The organism is Streptomyces sp. SP17BM10 (assembly GCF_036322405.1).
Classification (GTDB): Bacteria; Actinomycetota; Actinomycetes; order Streptomycetales; family Streptomycetaceae; genus Kitasatospora.
This window is the reverse complement of record NZ_JAQYXB010000652.1, coordinates 20,468-35,105: the sequence shown is the minus strand read 5'-3', so window position 1 is coordinate 35,105 and position 14,638 is coordinate 20,468. Positions and strand designations below refer to the sequence as shown.

Here is a 14,638-nt window from a genome sequence, read left to right as displayed (position 1 = left end):
GCTGCTCCGTGACTCGTCGCCCGGAGTTTGCGTTGCCCTGAAGGGGTCTGGCACCACCTCCGCAAAGCGGCTCTGACCTGGGACTTCGATCCCGGCGGAGGCCAGTGGCGAGGGAGGCGGGACCAAGCCCAAGCAGGCCCGGCTGGTACGCGCGTAGTGAGCTCCGAGCCCTCGGAAGGACCCCCCTCTTGGCCGCGCCGCGCAACGCCTCGAACAATTCCGCCGCATCCACCGCCCCGCTCCGCGTCTCGTTCGCGAAGATCAAGGAGCCCCTCGAGGTCCCCAACCTCCTCGCCCTGCAGACCGAGAGCTTTGACTGGCTGCTCGGCAACGCGGCCTGGAAGTCCCGGGTCGAGGCGGCGCTGGAGAACGGTCAGGACGTCCCCACCAAGTCCGGTCTGGAGGAGATCTTCGAGGAGATCTCCCCGATCGAGGACTTCAGCGGGTCCATGTCCCTGACCTTCCGCGACCACCGTTTCGAGCCGCCGAAGAACTCCATTGACGAGTGCAAGGACCGTGACTTCACGTACGCGGCCCCGCTCTTCGTCACGGCCGAGTTCACCAACAACGAGACCGGTGAGATCAAGTCTCAGACGGTCTTCATGGGCGACTTCCCGCTCATGACCCACAAGGGCACGTTCGTGATCAACGGCACCGAGCGTGTCGTCGTGTCGCAGCTGGTCCGTTCCCCGGGTGTGTACTTCGACTCCACCCTGGACAAGGTCTCCGACAAGGACATCTACTCCTGCAAGGTCATCCCCTCGCGTGGTGCCTGGCTGGAGATGGAGATCGACAAGCGCGACATGGTCGGCGTCCGCATCGACCGCAAGCGCAAGCAGTCCGTCACCGTGCTGCTGAAGGCGCTCGGCTGGACCAACGAGATGATTCTCGAGGAGTTCGGCGAGTACGAGTCCATGCGCAACACCCTGGAGAAGGACCACACCCAGGGCCAGGACGACGCGCTGCTGGACATCTACCGCAAGCTGCGTCCGGGCGAGCCGCCGACGCGCGAGGCCGCGCAGACGCTTCTGGAGAACCTGTACTTCAACCCGAAGCGCTACGACCTCGCGAAGGTCGGCCGCTACAAGGTGAACCGGAAGCTGGGCAACGCCGAGTCGCTGGACTCCGGCGTGCTCACCGAGCCCGACATCATCGGTGCGATCAAGTACCTGGTGAAGCTGCACGCCGGTGAGACCGAGTGGAACGACGAGACCGGCCGCGACATCGTGGTCGAGGTCGACGACATCGACCACTTCGGCAACCGCCGCCTGCGCAACGTCGGCGAGCTGATCCAGAACCAGGTCCGTACGGGTCTCGCCCGCATGGAGCGCGTCGTGCGCGAGCGCATGACCACCCAGGACGTCGAGGCGATCACGCCGCAGACCCTGATCAACATCCGGCCGGTCGTCGCCTCCATCAAGGAGTTCTTCGGCACCAGCCAGCTGTCGCAGTTCATGGACCAGACGAACCCGCTGTCGGGCCTGACCCACAAGCGCCGTCTGTCCGCCCTCGGTCCCGGTGGTCTCTCCCGTGAGCGCGCCGGCTTCGAGGTCCGTGACGTGCACCCCTCGCACTACGGCCGCATGTGTCCGATCGAGACCCCCGAAGGCCCGAACATCGGTCTGATCGGGTCGCTCGCCTCGTACGGCCGCGTCAACGCGTTCGGCTTCATCGAGACCCCGTACCGCAAGGTCGTCGACGGTGTCGTCACCGAGCAGGTGGACTACCTCACCGCCGACGAGGAGGACCGCTACGTCATCGCCCAGGCGAACGCCCCGCTGACCGCGGACCTGCACTTCGCCGAGCCGCGCGTCCTGGTCCGCCGCCGCGGCGGCGAGATCGACTACATCCCGGGCTCCGAGATCGACTACATGGACGTCTCGCCGCGCCAGATGGTGTCGGTCGCGACCGCCATGATCCCGTTCCTCGAGCACGACGACGCCAACCGCGCGCTCATGGGCTCGAACATGATGCGCCAGGCGGTGCCGCTGCTGAAGAGCGAGGCCCCGCTGGTCGGCACCGGCATGGAGTACCGCTGCGCCGTCGACGCCGCCGACGTCATCACCGCCGAGAAGGCGGGTGTCGTCCAGGAGGTCTCGGCCGACTACGTCACCGTGGCGAACGACGACGGCACGTACACCACGTACCGCGCCGCCAAGTTCACCCGCTCGAACCAGGGCACCGCCTTCAACCAGAAGGTGCTCGTGGACGAGGGCGCCCGGGTCGAGACCGGCCAGGTCCTGGCCGACGGCCCGTGCACCGACGAGGGCGAGATGGCCCTCGGCAAGAACCTGCTCGTGGCGTTCATGTCGTGGGAGGGTCACAACTACGAGGACGCGATCATCCTGTCGCAGCGCCTCGTGCAGGACGACGTCCTCTCCTCGATCCACATCGAGGAGCACGAGGTCGACGCCCGTGACACCAAGCTCGGCCCCGAGGAGATCACCCGGGACATCCCGAACGTCTCCGAGGAGGTCCTCGCCGACCTCGACGAGCGCGGCATCATCCGCATCGGCGCCGACGTCGTCACCGGCGACATCCTGGTCGGCAAGGTCACCCCGAAGGGCGAGACCGAGCTGACCCCGGAGGAGCGCCTGCTCCGCGCGATCTTCGGCGAGAAGGCCCGTGAGGTCCGCGACACCTCGCTGAAGGTGCCGCACGGTGAGTCCGGCAAGGTCATCGGCGTCCGCGTCTTCGACCGCGAAGAGGGCGACGAGCTGCCCCCGGGCGTCAACCAGCTGGTCCGCGTCTACGTGGCCCAGAAGCGCAAGATCACCAACGGTGACAAGCTCGCCGGCCGTCACGGCAACAAGGGCGTCATCTCCAAGATCCTGCCGGTCGAGGACATGCCGTTCCTGGAGGACGGCACCCCGGTCGACATCATCCTCAACCCGCTGGGCGTCCCGTCCCGAATGAACCCCGGGCAGGTCCTGGAGATCCACCTCGGGTGGCTCGCCAAGCAGGGTTGGGACGTCTCAGGCCTCGCCGACGAGTGGGCCCAGCGCCTGCAGGCGATCGGCGCCGACACCGTCCAGGGCGGCACCAACCTCGCCACCCCGGTCTTCGACGGCGCCCGCGAGGACGAGATCACCGGCCTGCTGGACAACACCACGCTCACCCGTGACGGCGAGCGCCTGGTGAACTCCACCGGCAAGGCCCGCCTGTTCGACGGCCGCTCCGGCGAGCCGTTCCCGATGCCGGTCTCGGTCGGCTACATGTACATCCTCAAGCTGCACCACCTGGTCGACGACAAGCTGCACGCCCGTTCGACCGGTCCGTACTCGATGATCACCCAGCAGCCGCTCGGTGGTAAGGCGCAGTTCGGTGGTCAGCGCTTCGGTGAGATGGAGGTGTGGGCCCTCGAGGCGTACGGTGCGGCCTACGCGCTGCAGGAGCTGCTCACCATCAAGTCCGACGACGTGCTCGGCCGCGTGAAGGTCTACGAGGCCATCGTCAAGGGCGAGAACATCCCCGAGCCCGGCATTCCCGAGTCCTTCAAGGTCCTCATCAAGGAAATGCAGTCGCTCTGCCTCAACGTGGAGGTGCTGTCCTCGGACGGCCAGTCCATCGAGATGCGGGACTCCGACGAGGACGTCTTCCGCGCCGCCGAGGAGCTCGGCATCGACCTGTCCCGGCGCGAGCCGAGCAGCGTCGAAGAGGTCTGACGGAGGTTGGGCCGGCCCGCTGACCGTGGGCCGGCCCGCCCCCAGGCCCCCCTCAGACCACATGAACGACTCTCGACTTACGAAAGAGGGCTTGACGACCAGTGCTTGACGTCAACTTCTTCGACGAGCTCCGCATCGGCCTGGCCACCGCCGACGACATCCGCCAGTGGTCGCACGGCGAGGTCAAGAAGCCGGAGACCATCAACTACCGCACCCTGAAGCCGGAAAAGGACGGGCTCTTCTGCGAGAAGATCTTCGGCCCCACCCGGGACTGGGAGTGCTACTGCGGTAAGTACAAGCGCGTCCGCTTCAAGGGCATCATCTGTGAGCGCTGCGGCGTCGAGGTGACCCGCGCCAAGGTGCGCCGCGAGCGGATGGGCCACATCGAGCTGGCCGCTCCGGTCACCCACATCTGGTACTTCAAGGGTGTGCCGTCCCGCCTCGGCTACCTGCTCGACCTGGCGCCGAAGGACCTCGAGAAGGTCATCTACTTCGCCGCCTACATGATCACCTGGGTCGACGACGAGCGCCGTCAGCGCGACCTGCCGTCGCTGGAGGCGCACGTCTCCGTCGAGCGCCAGCAGATCGAGAACCGCCGCGACGCCGACCTCGAAGGCCGCGCCAAGAAGGCCGAGACCGACCTGGCCGAGCTGGAGGCCGAGGGCGCCAAGGCCGACGTGCGCCGCAAGGTGCGCGAGAGCGCCGAGCGCGAGATGAAGCAGCTGCGCGACCGCGCGCAGCGCGAGCTCGACCGCCTCGACGAGGTGTGGGCCCGCTTCAAGAACCTCAAGGTCCAGGACCTCGAGGGCGACGAGCTGCTCTACCGCGAGCTGCGCGACCGCTTCGGCACCTACTTCTCCGGCTCGATGGGCGCGGCGGCCCTCAAGGACCGCCTCGAGACCTTCGACCTGGCGGAGGAGTCCGAGCGCCTGCGCGAGATCATCCGCACCGGCAAGGGCCAGAAGAAGACCCGTGCGCTCAAGCGCCTCAAGGTCGTCTCCGCGTTCCTGCAGACCACCAACAAGCCCAACGGCATGGTGCTGGACTGCGTGCCGGTCATCCCGCCGGACCTGCGTCCGATGGTGCAGCTGGACGGTGGCCGCTTCGCGACCTCCGACCTGAACGACCTGTACCGCCGCGTCATCAACCGCAACAACCGCCTGAAGCGCCTGCTCGACCTCGGTGCCCCCGAGATCATCGTGAACAACGAGAAGCGCATGCTCCAGGAGGCCGTCGACGCCCTGTTCGACAACGGCCGCCGCGGCCGTCCGGTCACCGGCCCGGGCAACCGCCCGCTGAAGTCCCTCAGCGACATGCTGAAGGGCAAGCAGGGTCGTTTCCGCCAGAACCTCCTCGGCAAGCGAGTCGACTACTCGGCCCGTTCGGTCATCGTCGTCGGCCCGCAGCTCAAGCTGCACCAGTGCGGTCTGCCGAAGGCCATGGCGCTGGAGCTCTTCAAGCCGTTCGTGATGAAGCGCCTGGTGGACCTGAACCACGCGCAGAACATCAAGTCGGCCAAGCGCATGGTCGAGCGCGCCCGCCCGGTCGTGTGGGACGTGCTCGAAGAGGTCATCGCCGAGCACCCGGTCCTGCTGAACCGTGCGCCCACCCTGCACCGCCTCGGCATCCAGGCCTTCGAGCCGCAGCTGGTCGAGGGCAAGGCCATCCAGATCCACCCGCTCGTCTGCACCGCGTTCAACGCGGACTTCGACGGTGACCAGATGGCCGTCCACCTGCCGCTCTCCGCGGAGGCGCAGGCCGAGGCCCGCATCCTGATGCTGTCCTCGAACAACATCCTGAAGCCGGCCGACGGTCGCCCCGTCACCATGCCGACCCAGGACATGGTGCTCGGTCTGTTCTTCCTGACCTCGGACCGCGACAACGTGAAGGGCGCCGGCCGCACCTTCTCGTCGACCGCCGAGGCGATCATGGCCTTCGACGCCCGCGAACTGGACGTCCAGGCCCCGATCGAGCTGCGCCTCGGCGCCGGCACCGTCCCGCCGCGCGGCTGGACCGCCCCGGTGGACGAGGACGGCCAGCCGACCTGGTTCGAGGGCGAGCCCTTCCGCCTGGGCACCACCCTGGGCCGCGCGCTCTTCAACGAGCTGCTGCCCGAGGACTACCCGTTCGTCGACTACGAGGTGGGCAAGAAGCAGCTCTCCGCGATCGTCAACGACCTGGCGGAGCGCTACCCCAAGGTCGTCGTCGCGGCGACCCTGGACAACCTGAAGTCGGCCGGCTTCCACTGGTCGACCCGCTCCGGTGTCACCGTCTCGATCTCGGACGTCATCGTCCCGCCGAGCAAGCCCCAGATCCTGGAGGGCTTCGAGGCCAAGGCGGAGAAGGTCCAGAAGCAGTACGAGCGCGGTCTGATCACCAACGACGAGCGCAAGCAGGAGCTCGTCGGCATCTGGACCCAGGCGACCAACGAGGTCGCGGACGCCATGGCCGCGAACTTCCCGAAGACGAACCCCATCTTCATGATGGTCGACTCGGGTGCTCGTGGAAACATGATGCAGATGCGCCAGATCGCCGGTATGCGTGGTCTGGTGTCGAACGCCAAGAACGAGACCATCCCGCGACCCATCAAGGCGTCGTTCCGTGAGGGTCTCACCGTGCTGGAGTACTTCATCTCCACCCACGGTGCCCGTAAGGGTCTGGCCGACACCGCCCTCCGTACCGCCGACTCCGGTTACCTCACCCGTCGTCTGGTCGACGTCTCCCAGGACGTCATCATCCGCGAGGAGGACTGCGGCACCGAGCGCGGCCTGAAGCTGTCGATCGGTTCCGTGGGCGCGGACGGCGTGCTGCGCAAGGCCGACGACGTCGAGACCAGCGTCTACGCCCGCATGCTCGCCGAGGACATCACCGTCGACGGCAAGCTCCTCGCCACGGCCAACACCGACCTCGGTGACGTGCTGATCGACGAGCTGATCCGTCACGGCGTGTCCGAGGTCAAGGTCCGCTCGATCCTGACCTGTGAGTCGGCCGTCGGCACCTGTGCCTTCTGCTACGGCCGCTCGCTGGCCACCGGCAAGCTGGTCGACATCGGTGAGGCGGTCGGCATCATCGCCGCCCAGTCCATCGGTGAGCCCGGCACCCAGCTGACCATGCGTACCTTCCACACCGGTGGTGTGGCCGGTGACGACATCACCCAGGGTCTGCCGCGTGTCGTCGAGCTCTTCGAGGCCCGTACCCCGAAGGGTGTGGCCCCGATCTCCGAGGCCACCGGCCGGGCGCGGATCGAGGACACCGAGAAGACCCGCAAGATCGTCATCACGCCGGACGACGGCAGCGACGAGATCGCGTACCCGGTGTCCAAGCGCGTGAAGCTGCTCGTCAGCGAGGGCGAGGCGGTCGAGGTCGGCCAGAAGCTGACCATGGGTGCCACCAACCCGCACGACGTCCTGCGCATCATGGGCCAGCGTGCCGTCCAGATCCACCTGGTCGCCGAGGTCCAGAAGGTCTACAACTCGCAGGGCGTGTCGATCCACGACAAGCACATCGAGATCATCATCCGGCAGATGCTCCGCCGCGTGACGATCATCGAGTCGGGCGACGCCGAGCTGCTCCCGGGCGAGCTCGTCGAGCGCGGTCGCTTCGAGCAGGAGAACCGTCGCGTGGTCTCCGAGGGCGGTCACCCCGCCTCCGGCCGTCCGCAGCTGATGGGTATCACCAAGGCCTCGCTGGCCACCGAGTCCTGGCTGTCGGCCGCCTCCTTCCAGGAGACGACCCGGGTCCTCACCGACGCGGCGATCCACGCCAAGTCGGACCCGCTGCTGGGCCTCAAGGAGAACGTCATCCTCGGTAAGCTCATCCCGGCCGGTACGGGTCTGCCCCGCTACCGCAACATCCGGGTCGAGCCGACCGAGGAGGCCAAGGCCGCCATGTACTCGGCCGTCGGCTACGACGACTACGACCTGTCGCCCTTCGGCGCCGGCTCCGGCCAGGCGGTCCCGCTGGACGACTACGACTACGGCCCGTACACCGGCTGAGTCTCGCGTCGAACGACCGCAGGGCGGTCACCCCTCACGGGGTGGCCGCCCTGCGGCGTTCCCGGGCCCGGCTCCCCCGCGCGGGGGAGTGCCGAGGACCGCTCCGGGGAGGGAGGCGGGGAGGGCGTCGCTGCGGGAGCCTTCTCGGGGTCGGGATGGCGGGCTTGCGAAGGGGGCCGGACATGAAGCGGGTACTGGGTGCGATGGCGATCACGGGGGCCGTGCTGTTCGGGATGTCGGCGTGCCTGCCGTTCGGCGACGGCGACGAGGAGCACCGCACGGTGAGCTACGGCGTAGCGGACGGGGTCCGGGAGCTGGTGGTCGAGGGGCACACCGGCGGGGTCGTCGTCACGGGCGGGGGCACCGCGGTGCAGGTGACCGAGAAGCAGAACTACAGGGGGGACGCGCCGCGCACCACGCACGAGGTGAAGGACGGCGTGCTGCGGCTGACGTACGACTGCGACGCGTGCGGCGTCGGGTACGACGTGCGGGTGCCGGCCGGGACGAAGGTCACCGTCAGGGAGGAGACCGGCGGGGTGCGCCTGGTCGGCCTGGCCGCCGAGGTCGACGCGTCGGTGGACACCGGCGGCGTCGAGGCGACCGGGCTGACCTCGCCGCAGGTGCGGCTGAGCGCCACCGACGGCGGGGTGCGGGCGGACTTCGTGGCGGCGCCGACCGCGGTCGAGGCCAAGGTGTCGACCGGAGGAGTCCGGCTCAAAGTGCCGGCCGGGGTGGAGTACGCGGTGGACGCGCGGGCCGGGGTCGGCGGGGTGGACCTCGGCATCCCGTCGAAGGCGGGGGCGGCGCGCAGCATCACCGCGCGGGCCGAGACCGGTGGAGTGACGGTCTCCGGTGTCTGACCGGGCCGCCGTGGCCGGGCCCGTGCGTCCGGCCGCCCGGGCCGTCCCGGAGGTCCTGCCGGTAGGGCATGATCTTCTCCGCGGGGACGGCGTCCCCGGGTACGGGGGAGGTACGACGGTGGAGCGCGCTGCGCGCTGGCGGGGCTGGACGGCCGGGCGGAGTCCGTACGTGCTGGACGCACTGCTGGCGCTGGCCTCGGCGGCGGTCTCGCTGTGGTCGGTCTACAACGACGACGTGGCGTGGCCCTGGTGGGTCTACCTGGTCGCGGTCTCGACCGCGCTGCCGCTGCCCTGGCGGCGCCGGTTCACGCTGACCTCGCTGGCGCTGGTCAGCGCGGCGTCGGTGGTGCTGTCGCTGGTCGCGCACTCGGCGAACCCGCAGCTGCCGCTGTACGCGGTGATCGGCATCTACACGGTGGCGGAGCGCTCCTCGGAGCGGCAGCGCTGGACGGTCTTCGCGGTCGTGGTGATCGCCAACGTGCTGGGCACCCACTCGCCGAACGGCATGCTGTTCAGCCTGCTCACCTCGGTCGGCTCGTTCGTCTTCGGCTCGCTGGTGCGCGCCCAGCGGCAGCTGGCCAGGGTGGAGGCGGCGCGGGCCCGCGAGGCCGGGGAGCGGGCGGCCAGCGAGGCGGCCAGGGCGGTCGCCGAGGAGCGGGCCCGGATCGCGCGGGAGATGCACGACATCCTGGCGCACGCCGTCTCGCTGATGGTGATCCAGGCCGAGGCCGGCCCCCTGGTGGTGCACAGCAAGCCGGATCGGGCGATCCGCGCGTTCGACACGATCGCCGATTCCGGTCGCGATGCGATGGTCCAACTGCGGCGCGTGCTGGGGGTGTTGAAGGAGGACGGGGCGAGTCCGGAGCTGGCCCCGCAGCCGCGCCTGGCCGAACTGGCCGACGTCGCCGAGCGGGTGCGCCGGGCCGGCCTGCGGGTGGAACTCGACCTCGCGGACGGGCTGGGCGCGGTGCCCGCCGACGTCGAGGCGGCGGCGTACCGGATCGTGCAGGAGGCACTGACCAACACCGTCAAGCACTCCGGTGCCGACCGGGCCGCGATCCGGGTGCGGCGGGCCGGCGGGACGCTGGAGGTCGTGGTGTCCGACAACGGCCGCGGCGTGCCGCTCGCCGCCGACCGCGCGGTGGGCGGCTGGTCCGGCGGACGCGGGCTGGTCGGCATCCGGGAGCGGGCCGCCGCCTGCGGCGGGCGGGCCGAGGCCGGTCCGGGGCCGGCCGGCGAGGGCTTCCTGGTGACTGCCCGGCTGCCGTTGGGGCCGGCCGGGGTGGCGGAGAGGGAGGGCGGATGACGCCGATACGGGTGGTCGTCGCGGACGACCAGGAGCTGGTGCGGGCCGGGTTCGGGATGATCCTGGACGCCCAGCCGGACATCGAGGTGGTGGCCGAGGCGTGCGACGGCGCCGAGGCCGTCGAGGCCGTGCGCGAGCACGGCCCCGACGTGCTGCTGCTGGACGTCCGCATGCCGGTGATGGACGGGCTGGAGGCGGCCCGGCGGGTGTGCGCGGAGTTCCCGGACACCAAGGTGATCATGCTGACCACTTTCGACATCGACGACTACGTCTTCGACGCGCTGTACGCGGGTGCGAGCGGCTTCCTGCTGAAGGACGTCCGCCGGGACGACCTGGCGCACGGCGTGCGGATGGTCGCCTCGGGGGAGGCGCTGCTCGCGCCCTCGGTGACGAAGCGGCTGATCGGCGAGTTCGCGGCGCGCCGTCCGGGGGCGCCGCAGCGGGCGGTCCGTCCGCCGTCCAAGCTGCTGGAGCAGCTGACCCTGCGCGAGCAGGAGACGCTCCGGCTGCTCGCGCGCGGGCTGTCCAACGCGGAGATCGCGGCGGAGCTGGTGGTCAGCGAGCACACCGTGAAGACGCACGTCAGCAATGTGCTGAGCAAGCTGGGGCTGCGCGACCGGGTGCACGCGGTGGTGTTCGCGTACGAGGCCGGCGCGGTGGTGGCGGGGGAGGACTGACCGCTCCCCCGCGCGGGGGAGGCGGGCAGTTCGCCGGTGCGGGCGATCCGTGACGAGGGCCCCGGCGGACAGCATCCGTGGTGTCGGAGAACGGATCACGGACACCACGGGAGAACGCAGATGAACGCCCCTCGCAGCGCCGGCAGCACTCGCAGCACCAGTACCCGCCTCACCGCCCACGCCGTCGTCGGCGCCCCCGTCCTGATGGCACTGTACGGCGGCATCCGCCTCGTGCCCGGGTCCCGCGAGCCGGGCCCCGGCTGGACCACCGGCCACGCGCTGATGCTCGCCGGGCTGCTGCTGTTCGCGCCGATCCTCCTGGCGCTGCGCCGGCTGCTCGCCCCGCGCGGCACGGTGGCCGGGCGGCTCGCGGCGGGCGCCGCGCTGGGGGTGGCGTTCGCGGGGCTGGTGGCCTCGGTGCTCCAGATCGGGATCGACCTGTACGTCGGCGTGGCGTCGGCGACCAAGGGCGACCAGACGCGGATGTTCGAGCGGATCCAGGCCGTCCCCGGGGTGCTCACGGCCGTGTACGAGGTCGGCCCCCTGCTGTTCTACGTCGGCCTGCTGGCCCTGCTGGTCGCCGCCTCGGTGGGCGCCGCCCGGACACTGCGCTGGTGGAGCCCGGTCCTGATGGTCGCCGGGACGCTCGGGTCGATGGTGGACCTGGCCTTCATCCCGCTGGCCGCCGTCTGCTACCTGATCGCGCTGTCCCCGCTGATTCTCGGTGGCCGCCGGTGGGCCGCTGGCCGTACGGTCCGGGTATGACCAAGCGTCCACTGATCGCCGTGCTCACCGGCGCGGGCATTTCGACCGATTCCGGCATCCCCGACTACCGCGGCCCGAACGGGCTCTGGCAGCGCGACCCGTCGGCCCGGAAGCTGGTCACCCTCGGCCCGTACCTGGCCGACCCCGAGGTGCGCCGCCGGGCCTGGTTGATGCGCCGCGACGCGGGGGCGCAGGCCGCCGAGCCGAACGCCGGGCACCACGCGCTGGTCGACCTGGAGCGCTCCGGGCTGCCGGTGCGGGTGCTGACGCAGAACGTCGACGGCCTGCAGCAGCGGGCCGGCCTTCCCACCCGCAAGCTGCTCGAACTGCACGGCACCGCACGGGAGGTGCAGTGCGCGCGCTGCCGGGTGGTCGGCGACATGGCCGAGGCGCTGGCCCGGGTCGAGGCGGGCGAACCGGACCCGGACTGCCGGGAGTGCGGCGGGATCCTGCGCCCGCGGACGGTGATGTTCGGGGAGGCGCTGGACCCGGTGGTGCTCCAGCAGGCCGACGCGATCGCCAAGGCCTGCGACCTCTTCGTCGCGGTCGGCACCAGCCTCCAGGTCTACCCGGTGGCCTCGCTGCCGCAGATCGCGCTGGAGGGCGGCGCCCGGCTGGTCGTCGTGAACGGCGAGCCGACGCCGTTCGACGAGGCAGCGGACGAGGTGATCAGGGAGCCGATCTCCGAGGCCCTCCCGGCGCTGGTGCGGAAGTTGATCGCGGAACACGCTTAAGGGCGGACGAACCGCGTGCGTACGATGACCCTTCCGGCTGGCCCCCCTCTTGGCCTGGAGTGATCGACCGATGACGACGACGGCGAAGTTCGACCCCTGGTCGGCGGCGTTCGTGGCCCACCCGTACGACGCGTACGCCGAACTGCGCGAGCACGCGCCGGTGACGTACTACGAGCCGACGAAGCAGTGGCTCGTCCCGCGCCACGAGGACGTCAGCGCGCTCCTGCGCGACCGCCGGCTCGGGCGCACGTACACCCACCGCTTCAGCCACGAGGAGTTCGGCCGGCCCGCGCCCGACCCGGCGCACGAGCCGTTCCACACCCTCAACGACCACGGGCTGCTCGACCTGGAGGCGCCCGACCACACCCGGATCCGCCGCTTGGTCTCCAAGGCCTTCACCCCGCGGATGGTCGAGGGGCTGCGCCCGACCGTCCGGCGGCTCGCCGCGGAGCTCGTGGACGGACTGCTCGCGGACGGCGGCGGCGACCTCGTCGCCGCCGTCGCCGAGCCGCTGCCGGTCGCCGTGATCGCCGAGATGCTGGGCGTCCCGGAGGCCGACCGGCACCTGCTGCGGCCCTGGTCCGCCGACATCACCGGGATGTTCGAGCTCAACCCCACCGAGGAGGCGGCCCGCCGGGCGGTCACCGCGAGCATCGAGTTCTCCGACTACCTGCGCGCCCTGATCCGCGAGCGGCGCACCGCCCCCGGAAGCGACCTGATCAGCGCCCTCGTGCAGGCCCAGGAGGGCGACGACGCGCTCAGCGAGCAGGAGATGATCTCCACCTGCGTGCTGCTGCTCAACGCCGGCCACGAGGCCACCGTCAACACCACCGGCAACGGGTGGTGGGCGCTGTTCCGCAACCCCGGCGAACTCGCCCGGCTGCGCGCCGACGTGGACGGACTCCTGCCCACCGCCGTCGAGGAACTGATGCGCTGGGACACCCCGTTGCAGATGTTCGAGCGCTGGGTGCTGGAGGACATCGAGGTCCGCGGCGTCACCATCCCGCGCGGCTCCGAGATCGCGCTGCTCTTCGGCTCCGCCAACCGCGACCCGGCGCGCTTCGCCGACCCCGACCGGCTCGACCTCGGCCGCACCGACAACCCGCACGTCACCTTCGGCGCCGGAATCCACTTCTGCCTCGGCGCCCCGCTGGCCAGACTGGAGCTCACCGAGTCGTACGGCGCGCTGCTGCGCCGGGCGCCGGGCCTGCGGCTCGTCCGCGAGCCCGAGTGGCGCCCGGGCTACGTGATCCGGGGGCTGGAAGAACTGTTGGTCGAGGTGTGACGGAAGAGGGGGGAGCGGCCGTGGGCAAGGCGACGGGTATCCGGCGGAACAGCTCCGCCTCGTCCAGCCCGGCCAGCGGATCATCAACTCCCGTGCGTTCCCGCCAGATCCGCCGCGCCAACCGCGCCCGGGAGGTCTCGGCGTACTGGATCTCTGCGAACCACGCCTTCACGTCCCGGTAGGCCGCCCGCCGACTTGGCGAGACAGCCCGCACCGGCCAGGAGAACTGGCCACGCAGAGACCACCACCACACGACCCCGCCCCACCAGGTCCGAGGATCGGGCCGCCTCACGGGCGCACCTCCGGATCGGCCGGGTGCAGCTTGACCACGTAGGGCGTGATCCCGACGAACGCGAGCGCCCGCACCTGGCCGTACATCGCGAGGCGGTGCCCGATCGAGGGCACCGCCTCCGGCCCGAAGAGGTCGTCGAAGTACTTCCACTGCTCCGCGTCCAGTGGCAGCGCCCGCAGCGAGCCGAGCAGCGCCGTCAGCGCGTCCGACAGCTGGGAGAACCGCGCCGTCTCCGTGACGCCCCGGACCTCCACCGCCACGGGGAACGGGTACGGCGCATTCAACTGGGTCATGTGCTCCGTTGTCGTGCCGGTCACGCCGACACCTCCCCCGCCCGGCGCGGGTGCCGCATGTGCACGCCGACCGTCTGACCGTTGACGCCGATGCGCCGGGTCACCGCCTTTCGCAGCCCCGCGCCGCAGTAGTTGCACCGCGTTCCCGCCGCCCCGGACGCGCTTTCGAGCTTCACCACACACCACCTTCCGGGCCCGCCAGGGCCCAAACGATCTTCCCGATGCCACTCGGCCGGGGCTGACAGCCCCACTCCGTCGACAAGGCCTCCACCAGACACAACCCCCGCCCCGAGCTGTCATCCGGGCCGGTGGATCGCCGGATCGCGGGCCGCTCGCTGCTCGCGTCATGCACCTCGATCCGGAGATGGCCGCAGACCACTTCGAACCGCACCGCGATGCGTCGGCCCGGAGGTACCCGGGCATGCACCACCGCGTTGGTCGCGAGTTCCGACAGAATCAACTCGCCTGTGGAGAGCAGGTGTTCACCCTCGGGCGCTCCATCCAGGTACTCCCTGAGCAGGTCCCGGGCCAGACCAACGGACTTCCGGTGGCGTGGCAGCGAGCGGCTGCATACCGGCGGTGTTTCAAGCGTTCCGGGCACGTCAGAGTCCCCTCCGGGGCAGGCCGTTGGTGGCGATCGAGAACGAGTTCCTGGGGCAGTCCGGGATGGAAGTCACCGGCTGCGGAGCGGAAGCCCTCGATCACACTCCGATGTTGCATCGCACGTCAGGGCGTTCCTACTGCGTTTGCGGGACGTTTGGGACAC

At 70.3% G+C, this 14,638-nt stretch carries 11 protein-coding genes; 8 read left to right on the top strand and 3 right to left on the bottom strand.

The genetic code is table 11. From position 1 onward, the window contains the following. The first annotated feature begins 188 nt into the window (after positions 1 to 188). The 8 genes from rpoB (at position 189) to PUR71_RS30185 (ending at position 13,287) form a co-directional block, all read left to right on the top strand. A complete protein-coding gene (gene rpoB, locus PUR71_RS30220; RefSeq protein WP_329930352.1) occupies positions 189 to 3,665 on the top strand; it encodes a DNA-directed RNA polymerase subunit beta in 3,477 nt (1,158 codons plus the stop codon). 101 nt (positions 3,666 to 3,766) lie between these two features. Next, positions 3,767 to 7,660 (top strand): DNA-directed RNA polymerase subunit beta', encoded by a 3,894-nt coding sequence (locus tag PUR71_RS30215; RefSeq protein ID WP_329930351.1) that lies wholly within the window; start codon positions 3,767 to 3,769, stop codon positions 7,658 to 7,660. Positions 7,661 to 7,842: 182 nt separating this feature from the next. Further along, positions 7,843 to 8,520 carry a hypothetical protein gene (locus PUR71_RS30210; protein WP_329930350.1) on the top strand — a complete coding sequence of 226 codons (678 nt, stop codon included), beginning with the start codon at positions 7,843 to 7,845 and terminating at the stop codon, positions 8,518 to 8,520. A 118-nt stretch (positions 8,521 to 8,638) separates the two neighbouring features. After that, positions 8,639 to 9,826, top strand: a complete 1,188-nt coding sequence (locus PUR71_RS30205; protein WP_329930349.1) for a sensor histidine kinase — start codon at positions 8,639 to 8,641, stop codon at positions 9,824 to 9,826. Then, positions 9,823 to 10,503: a response regulator transcription factor gene (locus tag PUR71_RS30200; RefSeq protein ID WP_329930348.1), complete on the top strand. Its 681-nt coding sequence runs from the start codon at positions 9,823 to 9,825 to the stop codon at positions 10,501 to 10,503. The genes PUR71_RS30205 and PUR71_RS30200 overlap by 4 nt, the downstream gene beginning before the upstream one ends. A 120-nt stretch (positions 10,504 to 10,623) precedes the next feature. After that, a complete protein-coding gene (locus PUR71_RS30195; protein WP_329930347.1) occupies positions 10,624 to 11,268 on the top strand; it encodes a hypothetical protein in 645 nt (214 codons plus the stop codon). Beyond that, positions 11,265 to 12,002, top strand: coding sequence for an SIR2 family NAD-dependent protein deacylase (locus PUR71_RS30190; RefSeq protein ID WP_329930346.1), 738 nt, complete (start codon positions 11,265 to 11,267; stop codon positions 12,000 to 12,002). The genes PUR71_RS30195 and PUR71_RS30190 overlap by 4 nt, the downstream gene beginning before the upstream one ends. Before the next feature lie 70 nt (positions 12,003 to 12,072). Next, positions 12,073 to 13,287 carry a cytochrome P450 gene (locus tag PUR71_RS30185; RefSeq protein ID WP_329930345.1) on the top strand — a complete coding sequence of 405 codons (1,215 nt, stop codon included), beginning with the start codon at positions 12,073 to 12,075 and terminating at the stop codon, positions 13,285 to 13,287. A 288-nt stretch (positions 13,288 to 13,575) separates the two neighbouring features. Here the strand turns inward: PUR71_RS30185 and PUR71_RS30180 are convergent, their stop codons facing one another. From PUR71_RS30180 to PUR71_RS30170, 3 genes are read right to left on the bottom strand one after another with little or no spacing between them, the layout of a single operon-like run. Then, a complete protein-coding gene (locus tag PUR71_RS30180; protein ID WP_329930344.1) occupies positions 13,576 to 13,872 on the bottom strand; it encodes a hypothetical protein in 297 nt (98 codons plus the stop codon). Positions 13,873 to 13,892: 20 nt separating this feature from the next. After that, a complete protein-coding gene (locus PUR71_RS30175; RefSeq protein WP_329930343.1) occupies positions 13,893 to 14,048 on the bottom strand; it encodes a hypothetical protein in 156 nt (51 codons plus the stop codon). After that, positions 14,045 to 14,473, bottom strand: a complete 429-nt coding sequence (locus tag PUR71_RS30170; protein ID WP_329930342.1) for an ATP-binding protein — start codon at positions 14,471 to 14,473, stop codon at positions 14,045 to 14,047. The genes PUR71_RS30175 and PUR71_RS30170 overlap by 4 nt, the downstream gene beginning before the upstream one ends. Between the last annotated feature and the right edge of the window lie 165 nt (positions 14,474 to 14,638).